Origin of the sequence: Paenibacillus anseongensis (assembly GCF_009757995.1) — a bacterium.
Lineage (GTDB): Bacteria > Bacillota > Bacilli > Paenibacillales > NBRC-103111 > Paenibacillus_E > Paenibacillus_E chondroitinus.
This window is the reverse complement of record NZ_WSEM01000016.1, coordinates 812,090-833,546: the sequence shown is the minus strand read 5'-3', so window position 1 is coordinate 833,546 and position 21,457 is coordinate 812,090. Positions and strand designations below refer to the sequence as shown.

At 44.6% G+C, this 21,457-nt stretch carries 21 protein-coding genes; 20 read left to right on the top strand and 1 reads right to left on the bottom strand.

Translation table 11 applies throughout. The features are described from left to right. Positions 1–49 precede the first annotated feature (49 nt). The 3 genes from GON05_RS20085 to GON05_RS20075 are packed head-to-tail and all read left to right on the top strand — an operon-like array spanning position 50 to position 2,534. A complete protein-coding gene (locus GON05_RS20085) occupies positions 50–1,846 on the top strand; it encodes a hypothetical protein (RefSeq protein WP_157321277.1) in 1,797 nt (598 codons plus the stop codon). Beyond that, entirely contained in the window at positions 1,843–2,157 is a 315-nt protein-coding gene (locus tag GON05_RS20080) for an EscU/YscU/HrcU family type III secretion system export apparatus switch protein (protein WP_157321275.1), read from the top strand. Before GON05_RS20085 ends, GON05_RS20080 begins: the two co-directional genes overlap by 4 nt. Continuing rightward, positions 2,157–2,534 (top strand): YraN family protein, encoded by a 378-nt coding sequence (locus tag GON05_RS20075; protein WP_157321273.1) that lies wholly within the window; start codon positions 2,157–2,159, stop codon positions 2,532–2,534. Before GON05_RS20080 ends, GON05_RS20075 begins: the two co-directional genes overlap by 1 nt. Positions 2,535–2,582: 48 nt before the next feature. Here the strand turns inward: GON05_RS20075 and GON05_RS20070 are convergent, their stop codons facing one another. Next, positions 2,583–4,154 (bottom strand): YifB family Mg chelatase-like AAA ATPase, encoded by a 1,572-nt coding sequence (locus GON05_RS20070; protein ID WP_157321271.1) that lies wholly within the window; start codon positions 4,152–4,154, stop codon positions 2,583–2,585. A 192-nt stretch (positions 4,155–4,346) separates the two neighbouring features. On the opposite strand from GON05_RS20070, the gene GON05_RS20065 reads away from it, so the two are divergent. The 17 genes from GON05_RS20065 to fliJ all read left to right on the top strand — a co-directional run bounded on the left by GON05_RS20065 (position 4,347) and on the right by fliJ (position 21,456). Next, complete coding sequence (locus GON05_RS20065) at positions 4,347–4,604, top strand: hypothetical protein (RefSeq protein ID WP_127451112.1); 258 nt, start codon at positions 4,347–4,349, stop codon at positions 4,602–4,604. A 322-nt stretch (positions 4,605–4,926) separates the two neighbouring features. Next, the gene (sucC, locus tag GON05_RS20060; RefSeq protein WP_157321269.1) at positions 4,927–6,087 is read left to right on the top strand and encodes an ADP-forming succinate--CoA ligase subunit beta; all 1,161 of its coding nucleotides are present in this window, start codon (positions 4,927–4,929) and stop codon (positions 6,085–6,087) included. Between the two features lie 49 nt (positions 6,088–6,136). Further along, complete coding sequence (gene sucD, locus GON05_RS20055; protein ID WP_157321267.1) at positions 6,137–7,069, top strand: succinate--CoA ligase subunit alpha; 933 nt, start codon at positions 6,137–6,139, stop codon at positions 7,067–7,069. Positions 7,070–7,184: 115 nt separating this feature from the next. Beyond that, a complete protein-coding gene (gene dprA, locus GON05_RS20050) occupies positions 7,185–8,276 on the top strand; it encodes a DNA-processing protein DprA (RefSeq protein WP_157321265.1) in 1,092 nt (363 codons plus the stop codon). Positions 8,277–8,345: 69 nt separating this feature from the next. After that, positions 8,346–10,448 (top strand): type I DNA topoisomerase, encoded by a 2,103-nt coding sequence (gene topA, locus GON05_RS20045; protein ID WP_157321263.1) that lies wholly within the window; start codon positions 8,346–8,348, stop codon positions 10,446–10,448. A gap of 12 nt (positions 10,449–10,460) precedes the next feature. Beyond that, the gene (gene trmFO / locus GON05_RS20040; protein ID WP_157321260.1) at positions 10,461–11,777 is read left to right on the top strand and encodes an FADH(2)-oxidizing methylenetetrahydrofolate--tRNA-(uracil(54)-C(5))-methyltransferase TrmFO; all 1,317 of its coding nucleotides are present in this window, start codon (positions 10,461–10,463) and stop codon (positions 11,775–11,777) included. Between the two features lie 198 nt (positions 11,778–11,975). Next, a complete protein-coding gene (gene hslV, locus GON05_RS20035; protein ID WP_127451100.1) occupies positions 11,976–12,530 on the top strand; it encodes an ATP-dependent protease subunit HslV in 555 nt (184 codons plus the stop codon). A gap of 39 nt (positions 12,531–12,569) precedes the next feature. Continuing rightward, complete coding sequence (hslU, locus tag GON05_RS20030) at positions 12,570–13,967, top strand: ATP-dependent protease ATPase subunit HslU (RefSeq protein WP_127451098.1); 1,398 nt, start codon at positions 12,570–12,572, stop codon at positions 13,965–13,967. A 38-nt stretch (positions 13,968–14,005) separates the two neighbouring features. Next, positions 14,006–14,791, top strand: a complete 786-nt coding sequence (gene codY, locus GON05_RS20025) for a GTP-sensing pleiotropic transcriptional regulator CodY (RefSeq protein ID WP_157321258.1) — start codon at positions 14,006–14,008, stop codon at positions 14,789–14,791. Positions 14,792–15,016: 225 nt separating this feature from the next. Then, a complete protein-coding gene (flgB, locus tag GON05_RS20020; RefSeq protein ID WP_127451094.1) occupies positions 15,017–15,424 on the top strand; it encodes a flagellar basal body rod protein FlgB in 408 nt (135 codons plus the stop codon). A gap of 6 nt (positions 15,425–15,430) precedes the next feature. Continuing rightward, positions 15,431–15,880, top strand: a complete 450-nt coding sequence (gene flgC / locus GON05_RS20015; RefSeq protein WP_157321256.1) for a flagellar basal body rod protein FlgC — start codon at positions 15,431–15,433, stop codon at positions 15,878–15,880. A 19-nt stretch (positions 15,881–15,899) separates the two neighbouring features. Continuing rightward, entirely contained in the window at positions 15,900–16,208 is a 309-nt protein-coding gene (fliE, locus tag GON05_RS20010) for a flagellar hook-basal body complex protein FliE (protein ID WP_127451090.1), read from the top strand. 43 nt (positions 16,209–16,251) lie between these two features. Next, a complete protein-coding gene (gene fliF / locus GON05_RS20005; protein WP_181646154.1) occupies positions 16,252–17,835 on the top strand; it encodes a flagellar basal-body MS-ring/collar protein FliF in 1,584 nt (527 codons plus the stop codon). Between the two features lie 12 nt (positions 17,836–17,847). Next, positions 17,848–18,864, top strand: a complete 1,017-nt coding sequence (gene fliG, locus GON05_RS20000) for a flagellar motor switch protein FliG (RefSeq protein WP_127451086.1) — start codon at positions 17,848–17,850, stop codon at positions 18,862–18,864. Continuing rightward, the gene (locus tag GON05_RS19995) at positions 18,857–19,681 is read left to right on the top strand and encodes a FliH/SctL family protein (protein ID WP_157321251.1); all 825 of its coding nucleotides are present in this window, start codon (positions 18,857–18,859) and stop codon (positions 19,679–19,681) included. The genes fliG and GON05_RS19995 overlap by 8 nt, the downstream gene beginning before the upstream one ends. After that, positions 19,678–21,003 carry a flagellar protein export ATPase FliI gene (gene fliI / locus GON05_RS19990; RefSeq protein ID WP_127451082.1) on the top strand — a complete coding sequence of 442 codons (1,326 nt, stop codon included), beginning with the start codon at positions 19,678–19,680 and terminating at the stop codon, positions 21,001–21,003. The genes GON05_RS19995 and fliI overlap by 4 nt, the downstream gene beginning before the upstream one ends. 9 nt (positions 21,004–21,012) lie before the next feature. Continuing rightward, positions 21,013–21,456, top strand: a complete 444-nt coding sequence (gene fliJ / locus GON05_RS19985; protein WP_157321250.1) for a flagellar export protein FliJ — start codon at positions 21,013–21,015, stop codon at positions 21,454–21,456. The last annotated feature ends 1 nt before the right edge of the window (position 21,457 follow it).

Sequence of the window (21,457 nt, the reverse complement as noted above, 5' to 3'; positions counted from 1 at the left end):
AAGCAGCCGATAATATACATAAGGGATAGAAAGATTTGAGGTGAACGGGATGAACATAAGTGGATTGATTCGCAGCTTGGTGGGTGATTTAACGGCTTCGGATAGCAAGGTGCTTGAACTAAAAGTAGGACAAGTTGTCAAAGGTGTCGTTCTTCAACTGCTTAGCGATCAAGAAGCATTACTTAATATAAGCGGCGTACAAGTCAGAGCCAAACTGGAAACTCCTCTTAAGCAAGGAGATGTGACTTACCTGCAGGTTCAACCGGAATCAAGCGGCGGACAAATTATGATGAAGCCGTTGACGGCGTCGGATGTACAGATTACAGAAGATTCCCTCGCTGATCTCCTTAAAGCTTTTTCGGTTAAGGATACGGCCGGCAATCGGCAAATGGTTCAGCTCATGCAGCAGGAAGGCGTTCCTGTATCCAAGGAAACGGTAAAAGCTTTTGAAACTTTAATGAGTAACATACCTGAGGGTGTGAATAAGGAAGAATGGGCACAAGCTGCTGTGCTGGCACACAAAAAGGGTTTGCCCCTTACACAAGAAACAGTAGGGGCCTTAAGACAGGTTACTTCCGGCCCTCCAGTTGGGAAGGTGCTGGAGCAGTTGGAGCAGCAGGCTGCGAAATTGCTTGAGCAGCAGCCGGAGCATCCCGCAGCCGACACTGCGAAGCAGGTCGTCGCGGTGCTTAGAGAGCTGCGGGCCTCCGCCGCAGCTGTGTGGCCCGCGCGGCCGCCGGAGGCGCCGGCGGCCGCGGCTCCGCCAGCTGCTGCGCAGGCTGGCGCCAGCGGCACGGCGGCGCCCGCAGAGCCGCCGCCGCGTGTCGGCAGCGCGCCCGGGGCCGCTGCCGTAACCGCCCCGCCCGATGCAGCGGGCGGGGAGCTTGCCGCCGCCCCGGCGCAGCCGGCGGCGGAACCGCAGGCCGCCCGCACCGCGAGGGCGGCCATGCCGGAGGCACAGGCGCGAAGCGCTGTGCCTGCGCCTGAAGGCGAACCGCCGGTGGCGGGTTCGCCTGTGCAGGAGCCGCCTGCGAAGCAGAAGGCGGCGGAGCCGTTAGAGGCGCGCAGAAGTGCGCCTCAGGAGCCCGAGGCTGATCCAGAGCCTAACTGGATCAGCAGGATGCTCAAAGCCGTCGGCGTGGAGCATGAGGCTCATCTGGCAGCGAAGCTGGATGAGCGCGGAGAGGTCATGCAGCGCGGCCGGCTCCCTAAGGACGATCAGCTGCCGAACCTGATCGCCATGGCTTCTCAGCAGGACGATACGGCCAAGCCTGCAGCTGCTGAGACACTGAAGAGCTTGCTCTTGCAGCTCACGGCTTCCAGCGATACGCCGGCTCCACTGAGAGAGGCGGCGCAGCAAGCGGTCGGGCAAATCACGGGTCAACAGCTGATGTTGACTGGTGACAAAACCGCCATGTTTGCCCATATGACCTTGTTTATTCCTTTTATGGATGGGACAGGTCAGCAGTCCGCAGCCGTTCATATTCAATCCCACAAAGGGAAACGCGGTGAAGTAGACGCAAGCAATTGTCGCTTGTTGTTCGATCTACAAATGAAAGTCATGGGGAATACGTTAGTAGACGTACATGTTGTTAATAAGATCGTCTCATTGACGATTCATAATGATCATCCGGCCTTAGCTCCTATGATGGAGGAGTCCAAGGAAGAAATAACATCGGCGATGAACAAAGCGGGTTACCAGTTTATTTCGTTGAAATGTTCACCCTATCCACAGCCTGTAAGCAACGAGGATGAGGGGAAAGTGAAGGGTGTTACAGATGGTCGGGCAGATCTTCGCTCGCTCTACCTCCCCAAAACGTATAAGGGGGTAGATTTTCGGGCATGACCAAGCAAAAGAATCCAGCGGGAACACCTGAACCAACGCCGATCAAGAAGGCTGTAGCGCTTCGCTACTCCCCTGAAGCGCAGAAGGCTCCAACCCTGATTGCCAAAGGTAAAGGCCATGTGGCTGAAGCGATTTTACAAAAAGCCAAGGATAACGGGATTCCTGTTCAAGAAGATTCTTCCTTAGTCGAAGTATTATCCAAGCTGGACCTGGATCAGGAAATTCCTCCTGAGCTCTATCAGTTGGTGGCGGAAGTGTTAAGCTTTATCTATCGATCGGATAACCGGATGAGAACCCAGAGGGACAGATAATGAAAGAACCAGGGAAAGATAACAGGAAGCAGCTTGGCAAGCTTGGCGAAGATGCGGCGGAGGCATTTTTGATCAGCAAGGATTATCGGATCTTGGAGCGGAACTGGCGCTGTCGAACGGGAGAACTGGATATCGTTGCTGAGCAAGCAGGTACGCTCGTATTTATTGAGGTCAGAACAAGACGTTCTACCGGCCGCTTTGGAATCGCCAAAGAGTCCGTTGATGTCCGTAAGCAAATGAAAGTGAAAGAAACGGCGCAATTTTACTTGCATCGTTTTCAAAAATATAACAACTCCGTTCGCTTTGATGTCATTGCCGTCGAAATATCCTTGGATGGGGCAACGACTCAAATTGAACATATTCAAGGAGCATTTTGAGCCTGATTCGTAGAGAAAACGAACGGGCTCAAAAGGCTCTTATTTGTGTCATCCTTCTTGCTCTTTTTGCTGCTTATCGAGATTTCGGTATTGAATGGCTTCAGCCAGGTGATGAGACAGAATACGATCACTTTCCTCTAAGTCTGCAATCGTTAAAGCTAACCGCAGAATGCGGTCATGGGCTCTAGCGCTTAGTCCAAGAGCCTCAAAAGATGCGCTCAGCAGCTGCTCTCCCTCAGCCGTCAGCTGGCAAATTTGTCTCATTCGAGTACCACTTAATTCATTATTATGCTGAATGCCGGTGCCTGCATAGCGCTTTTGCTGTCGCTGATGGGCAATTAAAACTTTCTCCAACATTTCCGTGGATGATAAAGGATTATTGATTGTGTGCTCCTTTAACTGAGCATAACTCAGTTTAGGCACCTCCACATGGAGATCGATGCGATCAAGGAGAGGACCGGATATTTTGGAACGATACTGAACGATTTTTGCGTGCGAGCAAATACAGGCATTTGCTTCATTTTCTGCTCCGTAATAGCCGCAGGGGCAAGGATTCATGGCGGCAGCTAAAATAAACTGCGAAGGAAATGTATAAACGGCTCGTGCTCTAGCGATTGTAACAGAGCGCTCCTCCAGTGGCTGTCTAAGAACTTCGAGTGCATTTCGTGTAAACTCCGGCAGTTCGTCCAGAAACAGGATTCCACGGTGAGCTAAACTGACTTCGCCTGGTTTCGGTATCGTTCCACCTCCAACTAGACCTGCAGACGATATGGTGTGGTGCGGAGCTCGAAATGATCGAGTGCGCATTAGCGAGGAGCGATCTATGAGCTTGCCAGAGGCGCTGTAGATTTTGGTGACTTCCAGTGCTTCGTGATCCGACATGGGGGGTAAAATGGAAGGCATGCGCTTTACCAACATGGTTTTTCCAGTCCCGGGAGGGCCGATTAATAGGATATTATGCATGCCTGCAGCAGCTATCATCATCGCTCGTTTGACTTGGTGCTGCCCGTTGACATCGGCATAATCTTCGATATCCTGTTGAGTTATTGAGGAAATTGTCGAAAATCTATTCTGACTGCTCGTATTACTATTTAATAGATACTCGTGGTGAGATTGCCGATTCCAATTTCTAAAATCGGAGAGAGTGGTTATCCCGCAAACTTCCATGCCGTCGATTAGTGCAGCTTCAGAGGCATTGGAGAGGGGGACACAGACTCGGTTAATGCCTAACTTTTTTGCTGCATGAGTCATGGATAACACCCCTGGAACAGGCCGGAGGGATCCGTCCAATGCTAATTCGCCTAAAAATAAGGTCTTGTGTAAAAATTCACTGCTAACCTGACTTGTCGTTAGTAAAATAGCAACCGCAATCGCTAAATCGAAAGAGGAGCCCTCTTTGCGCAAGTCTGCAGGTGCTAGATTCACCGTGATTCGATCCATCGGAAACTTGTATCCGCAATTTTTGATAGACGTACGAACTCTCTCCACAGATTCACGGATGGCGGAATCCGGAAGTCCCACCAAGTTCATTTGAGGTAAACCACTGGAGATATCAACCTCTACTTCGATTGTTTTTCCTTCAATTCCTTGTAAACAAGCGCTCCAGACTTTGCCGTACATACAATAAACACCTTCCTCTCCTTAGTAGAGCAGCAGTTTGAGCTACTGTTCGTGAGGATAAAAGGTGCTTCCTTATTGATCCGTTTTATTTCCTCTATTGTATAGAAAATGGAAAATTTACGCAATCTGCAAATAGCTTTTTTACGTTTTAAATAAAGGCTATATGCACATACTGGAAGATGAGGTGATGATATGCAGGAGAAGCCGTATTTTTGTCCAAACTGCCGTTCTAATCGTATTAAATTCAGTGTAATTACCAGCTATGCGCAGCCGTTTCTGAAAGATGCACTATCCGGCAATATAACGGAATTCAATGACCCTGATGCGATTCCTGAGGAAGAACCGATGATTCAATGTCTAGTTTGCAGTTTTACTGGAAATGAGATGAGATTTATCAAACAAGCGGAGCGCGAACCACGAATGAATACTCCGACAACGCCGCATTATTGACAAATAAAGAGGTAGACGTATTTTTCAAGTGAAAAATACGTCTTTTTTATGAACATTTTTGTCATTTAAACACAGATGTGGGCGTTTGATGGTCGTAAGTGATAGGGAAAGTTTTTCAGCGTGAAAGGAAAATTTGAATGGATTAACGAAAAAAATAAGGAAACTGTCGAAAATTAGTGATACAATGGTTAGGGCTTGTGAAGAAGTGTGATACTAATTCCGGCAGCAAGATTTATTTCGTGCACAACACACATAGGAAATTACACTTTTTCCCCTGTATAGCACGTATAGAAAGTCCATACTGATAGGAGGATTTTAGGAAATGAATATCCATGAGTACCAAGGCAAAGAAGTCCTGAGACAGTACGGAGTCAGCGTTCCTAACGGGAAAGTTGCTTTCACCGTAGATGAAGCTGTTGCAGCTGCAAAAGAACTCGGAACATCCGTCGTCGTAGTTAAGGCGCAAATTCATGCCGGAGGTCGCGGTAAAGCAGGCGGCGTTAAGGTAGCTAAAAACCTCGACGAAGTTCGTACATATGCTAGCGAAATTCTTGGCAAAGTGCTTGTCACTCACCAAACAGGTCCTGAAGGTAAAGAAGTTAAACGCCTTTTGATCGAAGAAGGTTGTGACATTAAAAAAGAATATTATGTTGGTGTTGTTGTTGACCGTGCGACAGGTAGCGTCGTTATGATGGCTTCCGAAGAAGGCGGTACGGAAATTGAGGAAGTTGCTGAGCATTCTCCTGAGAAAATTTTCAAAGAAGTTGTAGATCCTGCGATCGGTCTTCAATCTTTCCAAGCTCGTAGACTTGCATACTCGATCAACATTCCTAACGAGCTTGTTAACAAAGCGGTTAAATTCATGCTTGCGCTTTACAAAGCGTTCGTAGAAAAAGACTGCTCCATCGCTGAAATCAACCCATTGGTTGTTACGGGTTCCGGCGACGTTATGGCTCTTGACGCTAAATTGAACTTCGATTCTAACGCTCTTTTCCGTCACAAAGATATCGTTGAACTTCGCGACCTTGAAGAGGAAGATGCGAAAGAAATCCAAGCTTCTAAATATGATCTGAGCTACATTGCTCTTGACGGTAATATCGGTTGTATGGTTAACGGCGCAGGACTTGCGATGGCTACTATGGACATCATCAAGCACTACGGCGGAGACCCTGCTAACTTCCTTGACGTAGGGGGCGGTGCTACGAAAGAGAAAGTTACAGAAGCATTCAAAATCATTTTGTCCGATGAGCAAGTTAAAGGGATTTTCGTTAACATCTTCGGTGGAATCATGCGTTGTGACGTAATTGCTGACGGCGTTGTTGCTGCAGCTAGAGAACTTGGTCTTTCCCGTCCGCTTGTTGTTCGTCTTGAAGGAACAAACGTGGAACTTGGTAAAAAGATTCTTAACGAATCCGGCTTGAACATTGTTGCTGCTGACTCCATGGCAGACGGCGCTCAAAAAATCGTTGCACTTGTGAAATAAATTAAACCCGTGCGGTTTTAAATAATATAGGGGATGTGAACAAAAGATCATGAGTATTTTGGTCAATAAACATACAAAAGTCATTACTCAAGGGATTACCGGCGCTACGGGTTTGTTTCATACCAAAGGCGGTCTTGAATACGGCACACAAATGGTTGGTGGCGTAACCCCAGGTAAAGGCGGAACAAAAGTAGACATCACACTGGAAAACGGTGAGCTTGTTCAACTTCCGGTTTTTAACACAGTTATCGAAGCTAAAAATGCAACTGGTGCAACAGCATCCGTTATTTATGTACCACCTGCTTTTGCAGCAGAGTCCATTATCGAAGCAGTTGACGCTGATCTTGATCTCGTTATCTGTATCACAGAAGGTATTCCGGTACTTGACATGGTTAACGTGAAACGTTACATGGAAGGCAAGAGAACCGTTCTAATCGGACCAAACTGCCCAGGCGTTATCACGCCAGGCGAGTGCAAAATCGGTATTATGCCAGGTTACATCCATACACCAGGTCACGTAGGTGTTGTTTCCCGTTCCGGAACACTAACTTACGAAGCGGTTCACCAATTGACAACTCGCGGTATTGGACAATCCTCCGCTGTTGGTATCGGTGGAGACCCTGTTAAAGGTTCCGAGTTTATCGATATCCTCAAACGTTTCAATGAAGATCCGGACACTTATGCTGTCATCATGATCGGTGAGATCGGTGGAACAGCAGAAGAAGAAGCGGCTGAGTGGGTTGCTGCCAACATGACGAAACCGGTAGTTGGTTTCATCGGCGGTAAAACGGCGCCTCCAGGAAAACGTATGGGCCATGCCGGTGCGATTATTTCCGGTGGTAAAGGTACGGCAACTGAGAAAGTTGCAACTATGGAAAGATGCGGAATCCGCGTAGCGGCTACGCCATCTGAAATGGGTTCAACGCTTGTTAGTGTACTTGAAGAAAAAGGTATGCTTGACAAAGTTATCACAAAAAAATAGTCTCGCCTTTTTGAAGGTAAGCAACCTTCCAACTCCCTTAAACAGGGATTTGGAAGGTTTTTTGTTTTTCTAGCTTTGCAAAGATTTGTCATTCGAGTAAGGAGTGTATATACTAATGGATAATCGAATCATTTTATTTGGCCTTCATGAACTTGAAGGGGTCGGCTGGAAAACCATGCTTCAGCTCGTTAGCCGGTTTCCAGACCTGCAAGTTTTATTTGAGCTCTCCGCAGCGGAAATCTCGGCTCAAGGTATTCGTGCTTCCGTAGCTGAGCGAATTTCCTCCCGATTTACTCAAGCCTTCATTGAGGAAAGACTTCAATTATATATGAAGCAATCCATTCAGATCCTAACGATTTTGGATGAGGAGTACCCTCAGATATTGAAAGAAATTGCGCAGCCCCCTTGGGTTTTATATGTGAAAGGCAAATCAGCCATACTGAATGGACGACTCCTGGGAATGATTGGTACCCGTACGCCAACGCCTTATGGGAAAAAGATTGCAGAGGAATGGGCAGCAGCGCTTTCACGTGCTGGATTCGGTATTGTGAGTGGGCTGGCAAGAGGAATTGACAGCAAAGCTCATATCGGCGCCTTACAAGGAAAGTCAAAGACGGTAGCTGTTCTTGGTTGCGCTATCAATCAGATTTATCCGCGTGAGAATGCTTTATTATTTCGAAATATTGAGCAAGAAGGAGTTATCATTTCTGAATACCCGATTGGTACAGGGATGAAGCCTGGTATGTTTCCGCAGCGGAACCGTATTATTGCGGGATTGTCATTAGGCATTACGGTCGTTGAGGCAGCTGAGGACAGCGGATCGCTGATAACGGTAGAGTTTGCTCTCGATGAGTCACGGGATGTGTTCGCGATTCCAGGACCCATTCACTCGCGTGTAAGCAGCGGCGTTCATAGGCTTTTAAAGGATGGCGCGAAATTAGTTACACGTGTGGAAGAGATTGTAGACGACTACAACTATATGATAAGTTCAGATGAAAAACGTGCTCTAAATAAGCCGTTGACATTATTTTCACTTTCGGAAGAGGAAGGCGAAATTTTCAGTAAGTTGTCGAATGAACCCATTTCAATTGATGCCCTCATGGAGGACGGACAATTTACGTTTGGACATTTGCATGCAGTTCTGTTATCTTTACTATTGAAAAAGGCGATTAAACAGCTTCCAGGTTCTACCTACATCCAAGCATAGGCTATTCAAGAAGTTTTTCTTCTCGCCAATAGACTTAACCTTGAAATTAAGAGGGGAGGAAGGACGATCATGGCAGATTCATTAGTCATTGTTGAGTCACCAGCTAAAGCCAAAACCATCGGCAAGTATTTAGGCAGCAAATTTATCGTAAAAGCCTCGATGGGTCATATTCGCGACCTTCCGAAAAGCCAAATTGGCGTAGAAGTAGATCGTAACTTTGAGCCTAAATACATAACTATCCGTGGTAAAGGTTCTATATTAAAAGAATTAAAAGATGCTAGTAAAAAAGTGAAAAAAATATATCTGGCGGCTGACCCGGATCGTGAGGGTGAAGCGATTGCCTGGCATTTAGCGCATTATTTGGATGTTGGTTCCGATGAGCTATGCCGTGTTGTATTTAATGAGATTACGAAGGATGCTGTGAAGGACGCATTCAAAACACCTCGCCGCATCAATCAGGATCTTGTTAATGCTCAACAGGCTAGACGGATATTGGATCGACTTGTAGGTTATAAAATAAGCCCTTTACTTTGGAAAAAAGTGAAGAAAGGTTTATCGGCAGGCCGTGTACAGTCCGTCGCAGTTAAGCTGATTCAAGATCGCGAGAATGAGATTAAAGCTTTTGAGCCTGAAGAGTACTGGTCCATTACAGCACTGTTGGATGCGGGAAAAGCGGGATTCGAAGCAAAGTACCACAGCATGAACGGCGAGAAAAAGGAACTGCATTCGCAAGAGGATGTTAACGAAGTTTTAGCCGCAATGGGCAACGGGAAATTTACCGTGAAAGAAGTGAAAGAGAAAGAACGCGGACGTAACCCGTCTCCACCTTTCATTACGAGCTCCATGCAGCAAGAAGCGGCACGTAAACTGAACTTTCGGGCGTCCAAGACGATGTCTGTGGCGCAGCAGTTATATGAAGGAATAGACTTGGGAAAAGAAGGTACGGTTGGTTTAATTACGTACATGCGTACGGATTCAACACGGATTTCACCTGTCGCCCAAGAAGAAGCCAGAGAGTTTATTATAACGAAATATGGTGCGGCATTTTATCCGGAAACACCTCGTGTGTACACGAAAAAGAATGCAAATGCACAAGACGCGCATGAAGGAATCAGGCCTACCTCCGTGCTTCGCGAACCCGAACAATTGAAAGAGTTCCTCAGCAGAGACCAATATCGGCTTTACAAACTCGTATGGGATCGTTTTGTTGCCAGTCAAATGTCATCCGCCATCTTGGATACGATGACCATCGATTTGACCGCAGGTGACACGGTATTCCGGGCGAATGGCTCCAAAATGAAGTTTGCGGGCTTTATGAAGGTATATGTTGAAAGCAATGATGATGGAACGACGGAAGAGGACAAATTGCTTCCACCATTATCGAAAGGCGATGTTTTGGAGAAACAAAGCATTGATCCCAAACAACACTTTACTCAACCGCCTCCACGGTATACGGAAGCCCGTTTAGTGAGAGCTCTCGAGGAAATGGGCATTGGCCGACCAAGTACGTATGCACCGACGCTGGAGACGATTCAGAAGCGCGGTTACGTTGCGATCGAAGAGAAAAAATTCGTTCCTACCGAGCTAGGCGAGCTTGTTATTCAATTGATGCAAGAGTTCTTCCCTGAAATTCTCGATATTGAGTTCACAGCCCATATGGAAGAGGAACTTGATTTTGTAGAAGAAGGCAAAGAAGATTGGGTAAGAGTCCTGGATACTTTCTATACGTCCTTTGAGAAACGGCTTGAATTTGCCGAAGAAGAAATGAAGGAAATTGAGATTCAGGATGAAGTATCTGATGAGATCTGCGAGAAATGCGGCAGGCACCTTGTCTATAAAATGGGACGCTTCGGCAAATTCCTGGCATGTTCCGGATTCCCGGAATGCCGGAATACGAAACCGATCATCAAAGATATTGGTGTCACCTGCCCAAGCTGCCATGCAGGCAAGATTGTAGAGCGCAGAAGTAAGAAGGGCAGAGTGTTCTATGGCTGTGATCAATATCCTACTTGTGACTTTGTCTCATGGGATAAGCCGGTTAACAAACCTTGTCCGGTTTGCAGCTCAATGATGATCGAGAAAAGAAGTAAGAACGGCCTCAGCATTCAATGTACGAATTGCGACCATAAAGAAGAAGTAAACGAAGATCAGAACGAAGATATGAAAGATTAGAGGTGTCCGATTTTGCCAGAATACCCAAGAGTAACAGTCATCGGTGCAGGACTCGCTGGAAGTGAAGCAGCTTGGCAGATTGCACGTCAAGGTGTGCCTGTTACTTTATACGAAATGCGTAATGTCCGTAAAACACCAGCTCACATTACAGATCAATTCGCTGAACTTGTGTGCAGTAATTCCCTTAGATCCAATGGCTTGACGAATGCAGTTGGCGTACTGAAAGAAGAGATGAGAAGAATGGATTCCTTGATTCTCTCCTGCGCTGACCAGCACGCCGTACCGGCTGGTGGAGCCTTAGCCGTTGACCGTGATGGGTTCTCCCAAGCCGTTACCCAAACGCTGCGGAACCATCCGCTCATTGAAGTGATCAACGAGGAAGTGCAGGTTTTGCCGGAAGGCATCACTGTGGTAGCATCGGGTCCGTTAACTTCTCCTGATTTGTCTGCCCAACTAAAAGAGCTAATGGGTGAGGAATACTTATACTTCTACGATGCGGCAGCACCGATTGTAGAGAAAGATTCCATTGATATGAATAAAGTTTATCTTGCTTCTCGTTACGACAAAGGTGAGGCTGCTTATCTCAATTGTCCGATGACGGAAGAGGAATTTAACGTTTTCTATGAAGCCTTAATTACGGCTGAGGTAGCTGAACTTAAGGAATTTGAAAAAGAGATCTACTTTGAAGGATGTATGCCTTTAGAGGTCATGGCTAAACGTGGTAGACAGACAGTGTTATTCGGGCCGATGAAACCAGTTGGATTGATTAACCCGCACACCGGAAAACTGCCGCACGCAGTCGTACAGCTTCGCCAAGATAACGCCGCGGGAACCTTGTACAATTTGGTTGGTTTCCAAACCCATTTGAAATGGGGCGAGCAAAAACGTGTTCTCTCTTTGATTCCTGGTTTGGAAGAAGCGGAATTCGTTCGTTATGGCGTGATGCATCGTAACACATTTATTAATTCGCCGAAGCTTCTTGAACCGACGTATCAATACAAGCGTCGTGAAAATCTGTTTTTTGCAGGACAAATGACAGGCGTTGAAGGTTATGTGGAATCTGCTGCATCCGGTTTAATCGCTGGGCTTAATGCCGGTCGACTGGCAAAAGGGCAATCATGCTTGGTGCTGCCAGAGGAAACAACATTAGGCAGCATGGCTCATTACATTACGACAGCTGATTTTAAACATTTTCAACCGATGAATGCCAATTTCGGATTACTTCCACAACTTCCAGAACGAATTCGGAATAAAAAAGAAAAATACGAGAAGCTGGCTAACCGTGCAATAGAGAGTATTCAGAATTTTTCGAAAACAATTACTGAATAAGTTGTAATCACACTATTCACTGTGTTACTATAATTATGTTTTGAATTATTATTCATTCGTTTTCTCATACATTTACCTCTAGATGCGGTCTTAATTGTGAAATTGACCTCGCTAGAGGTTTATCTCTTTTTATTAGGTCGAAACCAAGTTAAGATTTTGTTTTTCCGGTGTATGATTCCATTGGAGGGGTGAGAAGAGATGGATGCCAGTCAGGCGCAATTCCATGCGACAACTATTTTTGCCATTCGTCATCAAGGTAAAGGTGCAATTGCCGGAGATGGCCAGGTTACATTTGGCAACAGTATGATTATGAAGAGCAGTGCCAAAAAGGTGAGGCGTTTACATAGAGGGAAAGTGATCGCAGGTTTTGCAGGATCCGTAGCTGATGCGATTACCCTTTTTGAAAAGTTTGAAGGCAAGCTCGAAGAACACCATGGTAATTTACAACGTGCTGCAGTCGAACTCACGAAGGATTGGCGGCAAGACCGCGTATTACGTCGATTAGAAGCAATGATGATTGTTATGGATGCTACTGGTTTATTGCTTCTCTCAGGCAATGGGGAGATTATTGAACCGGATGATGGCATTCTGGCGATTGGTTCTGGCGGCAGTTTCGCATTAGCGGCGGGTAGAGCATTACATCGTCATGCACCATCGCTAAGTGCCAAAGAGATTGCCCATGCTGCTCTTACAACAGCTGCTGAAATTTGCGTGTTCACGAATCATAATATTATTGTCGAAGAAATCGAGTAAATCAGAATTGATTACGCACTTTTTTAGGAGGGTACCCGAATGGCAAACAGCTCCCTAACACCTAAACAAATTGTACAGGAATTAGATCGATACATTGTAGGACAGAAGAAAGCGAAAAAATCGGTTGCTATTGCTTTACGGAATCGTTATCGGAGAAATCTGGTGGATGAAGCCATGCGGGATGAGATTGTTCCCAAAAACATTCTGATGATTGGACCAACAGGCGTAGGTAAGACTGAGATTGCACGCAGACTGGCAAAATTGGTTGGAGCCCCTTTTATTAAAGTGGAGGCAACCAAATTTACAGAGGTAGGTTACGTTGGCCGTGACGTAGAATCGATGGTAAGGGATTTAATTGAAACTTCTATTCGTATGGTAAAATCCGAACGCATGGAAGCGGTCAAAGATCGCGCAGAGAAATTAGCTAATGAGCGAATTGTTTCTTTGCTGGCTCCAAGTCCGTCACGCACCAAATCGCAGCGTAATCCGTTTGAAATGTTGTTTGGGGGCCAAAATCAACCCGAGCAGGAAGAGAGTGCGCCAGATCCAAATCTTTCGTCAAAAAGGGCCCAAATCGCCGAACAATTGACTAGTGGTAAATTAGAAAACGAGATCGTTGAGATCGAGGTCGAAGATTCATCGCCTTCCATGCTGGATATGTTAGCAGGGCAAGGAAACGAGCAAGCCGGCATGAATATGCAGGAGATGTTTGGCAGCCTGATGCCGAAAAAGATGAAGAAACGCAAGCTTCCAGTCAAAGAAGCAAGAAAAGTTCTGACCCAAGAGGAAGCACAAAAATTGATTGACATGGACGATGTTATTCAAGAGTCCATTCACCGCGCTGAGCAGTCAGGTATCATATTTATTGATGAAATCGACAAAGTAGCAAGCAGCTCCCGCGGCGGAAATGGTCCGGATATTTCACGTGAAGGCGTACAGCGCGACATCCTCCCGATCGTAGAAGGTTCTACCGTTGTAACCAAATATGGACCTGTGAAAACCGATTATGTTTTATTTATTGGTGCTGGAGCTTTCCATATTGCAAAACCTTCGGATTTAATTCCAGAGCTTCAAGGGCGTTTTCCGATTCGGGTAGAACTGAGTGATTTAACGCTTGAAGATTTTGTTTCTATTTTGCAGGAGCCCAAAAATGCGCTGACGAAACAGTACACGGCGTTGTTGCAAACAGAAGGTATAACCGTTGAATTTGCTGAAGAAGCTATTCATGAAATTGCTCGAATTGCGGTCGAGGTCAATCAGAACACGGAAAATATCGGAGCACGTCGCTTGCATACAATCCTGGAGAAATTGCTTGAGGATCTTTCCTTTGAAGCCCCTGAACTTACATTGGAATCTTTCATCATCAATCCGGAATATGTGCGCGAAAAACTGAGCGGTATTGTTCAGAATAGAGATTTGAGTCAATACATTTTATAATGAGCGATTGCAGGGTTACGTAAGTAGGAGGCAGTTACATGAGTTTATTAAACAAAACAAGAAGGCTAAATCGATTGCTGCAAAAGGAAGCAGGGAATGCGGTTAGCTTTATGGATATGGCAGAAGTTCTTCGTGATATTGTTATTGCGAATATCTATGTCGTCAGTCGTAAAGGGAAGATTCTTGGTTATGCTACGACGAATGATCCTGTTTCATCTGAAATGAATCAGGCGATTTTACTTGAACGCAGATTTCCGTCAGAATCCAACAATCTTCTATTGAAGATAGAGGAAACGACGTCGACGTCGGAACCAAGCAGCCCGTATTATTACTATACAGAACAAATGAAAGACATGTTCCCTTACACACATACGACGCTAGTTCCTATTATCGGTGGTGGCGACCGGTTAGGGACATTAATCTTAAGTCGTAATGAAAGCCTGTTTATTGATGATGACTTAATATTAGCTGAATATGGTTCGACAGTAATCGCTATGGAGATCTTGAGAGAAAGAGCGGAAGAGATCGAAGAAGAAGCAAGAAGTAAAGCGGTCGTTCAAGTAGCAATAGGCTCTTTATCCTTTAGCGAAATGGAAGCTGTAGAGCATATTTTCGAGGAATTGGATGGCAAAGAAGGGCTATTGGTCGCGAGTAAAATTGCTGATCGCGTTGGAATTACGCGTTCTGTAATCGTGAATGCACTTCGTAAGCTGGAAAGTGCCGGAGTCATAGAGACACGTTCGCTTGGTATGAAGGGCACTTTTATCCGAATTTTAAATGAGCAATTAATACAAAGCATCGAACAGATAAAAACGAAACTATAGCTTGGCACGATTGAAAAGCCCTGTCTGCTAAAAAAGATAGGGCTTTTTTCTTATTGTAACTTAAGCGAATATCTTAGATGATTAGGAAGGCAATGAACTTACAAAATTCTACAACAGGAAACTTTTTCTATTAGTTTTGTGAAAACAATGTCGAAATAAGAAGGAATACATACTTTCTGTGTGGAAGTATAGTGTCGAATACTCTATTGAAAGGGGGTAACGTACATGTCTTTGTTGGACAAACCCAGTTGGAACTTGATGGAGCGTTCGCTTGATGCTTCGACTCTCAGACAAAAAGTGGTAGCAAATAACGTTGCCAATGTGGACACACCTTACTTTAAACGTTCAGACGTATTGTTTGAAGAGTTATTGCAAGGTGAAATGAATTCATCAACGCCCTCTATAGAAGGTTATCGGACAAACCCTAAGCATTTCTTTATAGGCAAATCGACAAATTTACCGAATTCAGAAATTAAAACCGATGAATCGACAGCGATTAACAACAACATGAACAATGTCGATATGGACTATGAAATGTCTTTAATGGCTAAAAACCAACTGAAATACAATACAATGATTCAGCAAATGAACAGTGAATTCAAAAAAATGCGCACAGTATTAGGGGGGAAGTAATAACAAATGAGGCTTACTAACGGATTTGATATCAGCTCATCAGCACTGACTGCGCAACGTTTAAGAATGGATGTCGTCTCATCAAATATTGCTAATGCGGATACAACGCGTGCCAAGTTTGTAGACGGGAAATGGGTACCTTATACGAGGAAGGTAGTTGCATTTGAAACAAAATCACAACCGAGTTTCGCACAGTCTTTGCAATCGGCTATGGCAGATGGGACTGGCGAAGGAGTACGAGTGAACAAAATCTTCGAGGATCAGTCGCCGCTCAAACAAGTTTATAATCCTAATCATCCTGATGCAGATGCAGATGGATTTGTTTATATGCCCAATGTTGATGTGCTTAAAGAGATGGTTGATATGATTTCGGCAACAAGATCTTATGAAGCTAACGTTACCGCGCTTAATGCAAGTAAATCCATGATTACAAAGGCATTGGAGATCGGTAGATAATTAATCGGGAGGTTGCAGCATGATTGACAAAATCAGCTATAGTCCAATAAATATCATGAGCTCGGTTCAACCCAAAGACAATTCCGGTGAAGGCGCTGCTGACCTGGGTAAACAATTCGGATCCTTTTTGAATGAAGCGATGACGAATTTAAATGCCCAACAACAACAAGTTGATCAGTTGAATCAAAGTTTCATTAAAGGAGAGCTTTCAGACGTTCATCAGCTCACGATTGCTTCCGAAAAAGCATCATTAGGTTTGGAACTTACGGTGCAAGTTAGAAATAAAGTCCTTGAAGCTTACCAAGAAATGATGAGAATGCAGCTGTAATTAACCAAATGCTGCTAAAACTTTGGTTCGATGGGGTGACGGAGTGAACGAGAATCTCCTCCAGTACTGGGAAAAAGTAAAACAGTATTGGAATCGATATAGTAGAACAACAAAAATAACATTTATCGCAACGGTTGCCCTTTTGATTCTTACGGCTGCAATTATCAGTGTTAATTTATCTAAGACGGAATATTCCTTAGCATTTACCGAACTTCAGCCAAGTGACGCTGCTGCGATCAAAGGTTACCTGGATACAGCTAAAATTCCATACAAACTTAGTGCTGATGGTAAAAGCATCGAAGTACCTACAAATGAAGTGGCGAATGTGAAACTCGGTGTAGAGTCACAAGGCTTGAACAAAAATGGTTCTCTAGGATTCGGTGCTTTTAGCAACAGTAGTTCATTTGGTATCACAGATAACGAATTTAAAGTGAAATACTTAAATGCGATTCAAGGCGAGTTGCAGCAGCTTATTAACTCGAATCAAGCGATATCCGGTTCGAAGGTTCTTATTTCACTTCCTGAGGATGGCCCTTTCTTGCAACAGCAGGAAGAGAAAGCAACAGCATCTGTTGTTCTTCAAATGAAACAAGGTTACACACTGGATCAAGGTAAAATCGATACCATCTATAACTTGGTTTCACACAGTATCAAAAATCTTCCCGTTGAGAATATCACGATCTCAGATCAGTATGGGCAAAGCTTAGTTTCTTCCAAATCAGGTGGACAGTCTTCCTCGAGCTTAGTGACAAGCCAGTCCGATATTAACGATAAGTTTCAAAAAGATTTGCAGAAAAATATTATGAACATGCTGGGAACGATGTTTGGTCGCGACAAAGTAAATGTTAGTGTTTTCTCTACCATGAACTTTGATCAAAAGAAGAGTAAAGAACAGCTCGTCTCTGCGCCAAATCAAGTAGATCAAAAAGGACTGGAAATTTCCCTGCAAGAAGCATCCGAGTCTTATCAAAATAACGGTGCTGATACAGGCGGTGTTCCTGGTACTGGTACGACGGATGTGCCTGGTTACCCAGGATCATCAAATTCCGGTAAATCGAATACCGAGAAAAACAGTAAGACAGTAAACTACGAAGTGAATCGGATTACGAATGACATTGTGGCAACACCTTATGTAGTGAAAGATTTGAGCATTAACGTCGGAATTGAACCGCCGGTTAAAGATGATCCGACTTCTTTGACGGCTGAGACGAAAACTGCTGTGCAAACCGCTTTGGTCAATATTGTGAGGACCGCACTGGCAGATAATAAGGTTACATATACTGACGATGAATTGCAGAAAAAAGTTACAGTTCTTGCTCATACTTTTGCACGGCCAGCTGATACATTTGCTTCAAAAACAACAACGTACTTAACTTATGCTGGACTAGCTCTAGCGGCGCTTGCGATTGGTGCGATTGCTGGTTTTGCAATTAGAAAACGTAGAAAAGCTGCACAACAATTAATGGAACAAGATCTGAACCTTGCAGCAAATAAAGCGGAACTTCCAACGATTGATATTGAAAATGTAACTAATGACAATCAAGTGCGTAAGCAGTTAGAAACTCTTGCGAAAAAGCGACCAGAAGACTTTGTCAATCTGCTTCGGACTTGGTTAGTAGACGAATAGAGGTGCGCTTGTATGGCCAAAGCTGCTGTAAACGGGTTAACCGGACGACAAAAGGCAGCCATTCTTTTGATCAGTTTAGGCCCTGAGGTGTCTGCTCAAATATTTAAACATTTAAGAGAAGAAGAGATTGAGCAGTTAACACTGGAAATTGCAAATGTAAGGAAAGTAGATTCTTTCGAAAAAGAAGCGATTCTCTCTGAGTTTCATCAGATCTGTCTTGCACAAGAATTCATTTCACAAGGCGGTATTGCTTACGCTAAGGATATCTTGGAGAAAGCGCTTGGTTCTCAGAAAGCACTTGATATCATTAACCGTCTGACGGCCACATTGCAGGTGAGACCTTTTGACTTTGCCAGAAAAGCGGATCCTGCTCAAATTCTTAACTTTATTCAAAATGAAAATTCGCAAACCATTGCGCTAGTTTTGTCTTATTTGCAAGCGGATCAAGCGTCTATCATTTTGTCTTCGTTGCCGCAAGAAAAACAAGCCGATGTTGCAAAACGTATTGCATTGATGGACAGCACTTCTCCAGAAGTAATCAGTCAGGTAGAACGTGTATTGGAACAAAAACTTTCGTCGACTGTTACACAGGATTACACAAATGCTGGCGGCATTGCGTCTATCGTTCAAATTTTGAATGGGGTTGACAGGGGGACGGAGCGTACCATCCTTGATTCTCTGGAAATTCAAGATCCTGAATTGGCTGAAGAGATCAAGAAACGGATGTTTGTCTTCGAAGATATCGTTAATATTGATAATCGCTCTATACAGCGTATTATTCGTGATATTGAGAATGCCGATTTACAACTTGCTCTCAAAGTTGCGAGCGAAGAAGTGCGTGATGTTCTATTCAAAAACATGTCCAAACGGATGGCAGAGACATTCAAGGAAGAAATGGAATTTATGGGACCTGTTCGTTTGCGTGACGTTGAAGAAGCTCAAACGAGAATTGTTGCTACAATCCGCCGCCTAGAGGAATCGGGTGAAATCATCATTGCACGTGGTGGAGGAGACGATATTATTGTCTAATATCATTAAATCATTTGCTTATTATGCTGTAGATGATAAGAAATTGGTTGAAACGATCTCACCATTTCACTTGAATGGAGATCTTGATGCGAGTAGTCAGCTAACTCCCGAACAACAGCAGGAAATAGCGGAAGCGACGAATTTGAAAGATCAAATTCTTCAAGATGCTGAAGCTTTTGCCAATGAGCAGATTCATCAGGCTATGCATGAATGTACGACTCTTCGTGAACAAACGCAGGAAGAAATTAATGCTTGGTGGCAAACACGCCGTGCAGAAGATGAAGAGCATGTCGCTCAATCCAGGCAGGCTGGTTTTGAAGAAGGCTATCAACAAGGAATTGCTCAGGCTGAAGAAGCGCTTAGACAGGAATACAGTGAAATGTTAACGGAAGCTCAAGGTATTCTGGAGCAATCCTACAAACTTAAGCAGCAGATCATTCAGGAATCTGAGCCATTCTTAATCGAACTAAGCACATCCATAGCAGAGAAAATCATAGGCAAACAGTTAACCTTAAATCCAGAATGGGTTGTTGAGTTGATTCAAACCGTTCTGTCGCGCAGACGCGAAAAAGGGATCATTGCTTTATGTGTATCACCTTCACAATTCGCTTACATTCAAGATGCGCGTGAAGAACTGTTAACTTCTATTGATTCACAGGCTGAATTGCAAATTATTCCTGATTCCACAGTACAAGATCGTGGATGTGTGATTCGTTCTTCATTTGGAAGTATTGATGCTCGCATCGATACGCAGCTGAAAGAAATAAAATCAGCCCTGCAACAGTTGGCCACTCAAAGTGAGGGTACAGGATCATGAGCAGCGCATTACCAAAAGTAGATAAGTACAAAGAACATTTGCATGCCATTGACCCCATTCGTGTTAATGGAAAAGTAACACAAGTCATTGGGTTGACGGTTGAGTCGGAAGGGCCGGATGTGAGCATTGGTGATCTTTGCTACATATACCCGCATAAATCCAATAAGCCATTGAAGGCGGAAGTCGTTGGTTTTCGCAGCAATAAAGTCGTGCTGATGCCTTTAGGCGATTTGGACTCTATTGGCCCTGGTTGCGATGTTGTTGGTACAGGGAAACCACTTACTGTTCAAGTAGGCCATGAACTTCTTGGTAAAGTACTGGACGGATTGGGACAGCCATTGGATGGTTCGTTCCTGCCTTCAAGAATGGCTCAATATTCTACGAATAATGCGCCGGGCAATCCGCTAACTCGTCCGAGAGTACTGAATCCAATCTCTGTAGGTGTTCGATGCATTGATGGATTATTGACGATTGGCAAAGGTCAGCGCGTTGGTATTTTTGCAGGTTCTGGTGTTGGTAAAAGTACGCTGATGGGAATGATTGCCCGTAATACATCTGCTGATGTTAACGTCATTGCACTTATCGGTGAGCGGGGCAGAGAGGTCTTGGATTTTATCGAAAGAGATCTAGGTCCCGAAGGACTAGCAAGATCAGTCGTTATCGTTGCAACATCTGATCAGCCTGCGCTTATCCGTATCAAAGGAGCAATGATCGCGACAAGCATCGCTGAGTATTTTCGTGATCGCGGTCTCAATGTGATGATGATGATGGACTCCGTCACTCGTTTTGCCATGGCACAGCGTGAAGTTGGCCTTGCTGTAGGGGAGCCTCCAGCGACGCGAGGCTATACGCCTTCGGTCTTTGCTATGCTGCCACGGCTGCTTGAGCGATCAGGTACCGGGCCGAAAGGATCCATTACTGCTTTTTATACGGTGCTAGTTGACGGTGATGATATGAACGAGCCAATTGCTGATGCTGTTCGAGGGATTCTCGACGGCCATATTGTTCTAAACCGCAGCATTGCCAATAAAGGCCATTATCCCGCCATTGACGTTTTGTCCAGCGTAAGCCGTGTAATGAAAGAAATAGTGCCTTCTGAACACATGGAAGCTGCTGATCACTTAAAGCGACTTCTCTCTATATATAAAGATTCGGAAGACCTTATCAATATCGGGGCGTACCAAAAAGGTTCTAATCCAAATATTGATGTTGCCATGGATCATATTGAAGCCATATGGGACTTCACCAAGCAAAAAACGAGTGAAAAACTAACCTATGAAGAAGCTCAAGAACGATTGATTCACGAATTTTATAAGGGATGAGGGTCCTAAATGCAATTTCGTTATTCTTTCCAGCAAATTGTCGATTTGAAAAACAATGAACGAACACAGGCAGAATGGATTTTATCTGAGGCAATGGGCCAATTACGGAACGAAGAAACGAATTTACATGGATTATTTGAACAAAAAGAGAGCTTGCATCAGGAAATGGTGACAGCTACAAGCCATTCAGTATCTATTTCGAAGATGCTCATGCTGCAAACTTATATGAACCATGTGGATCAGCAAATTGCACGTAAACATCAAGATGTTCAGAAAGCTAAGCATATTGTGCTCAAAAAGCAGGAGCATCTATCGGAAAGAATGATCGATGAGAAGGTGTGGTCGAAAGCTAGGGAAAAGGCATTCGGCCAATTTCAATCCTTTGTCGCCAAAAAAGAGCAGGATGCTCTGGATGAAATGGCAACAAACCGGTTCAAACGACTCTCTTATTGAG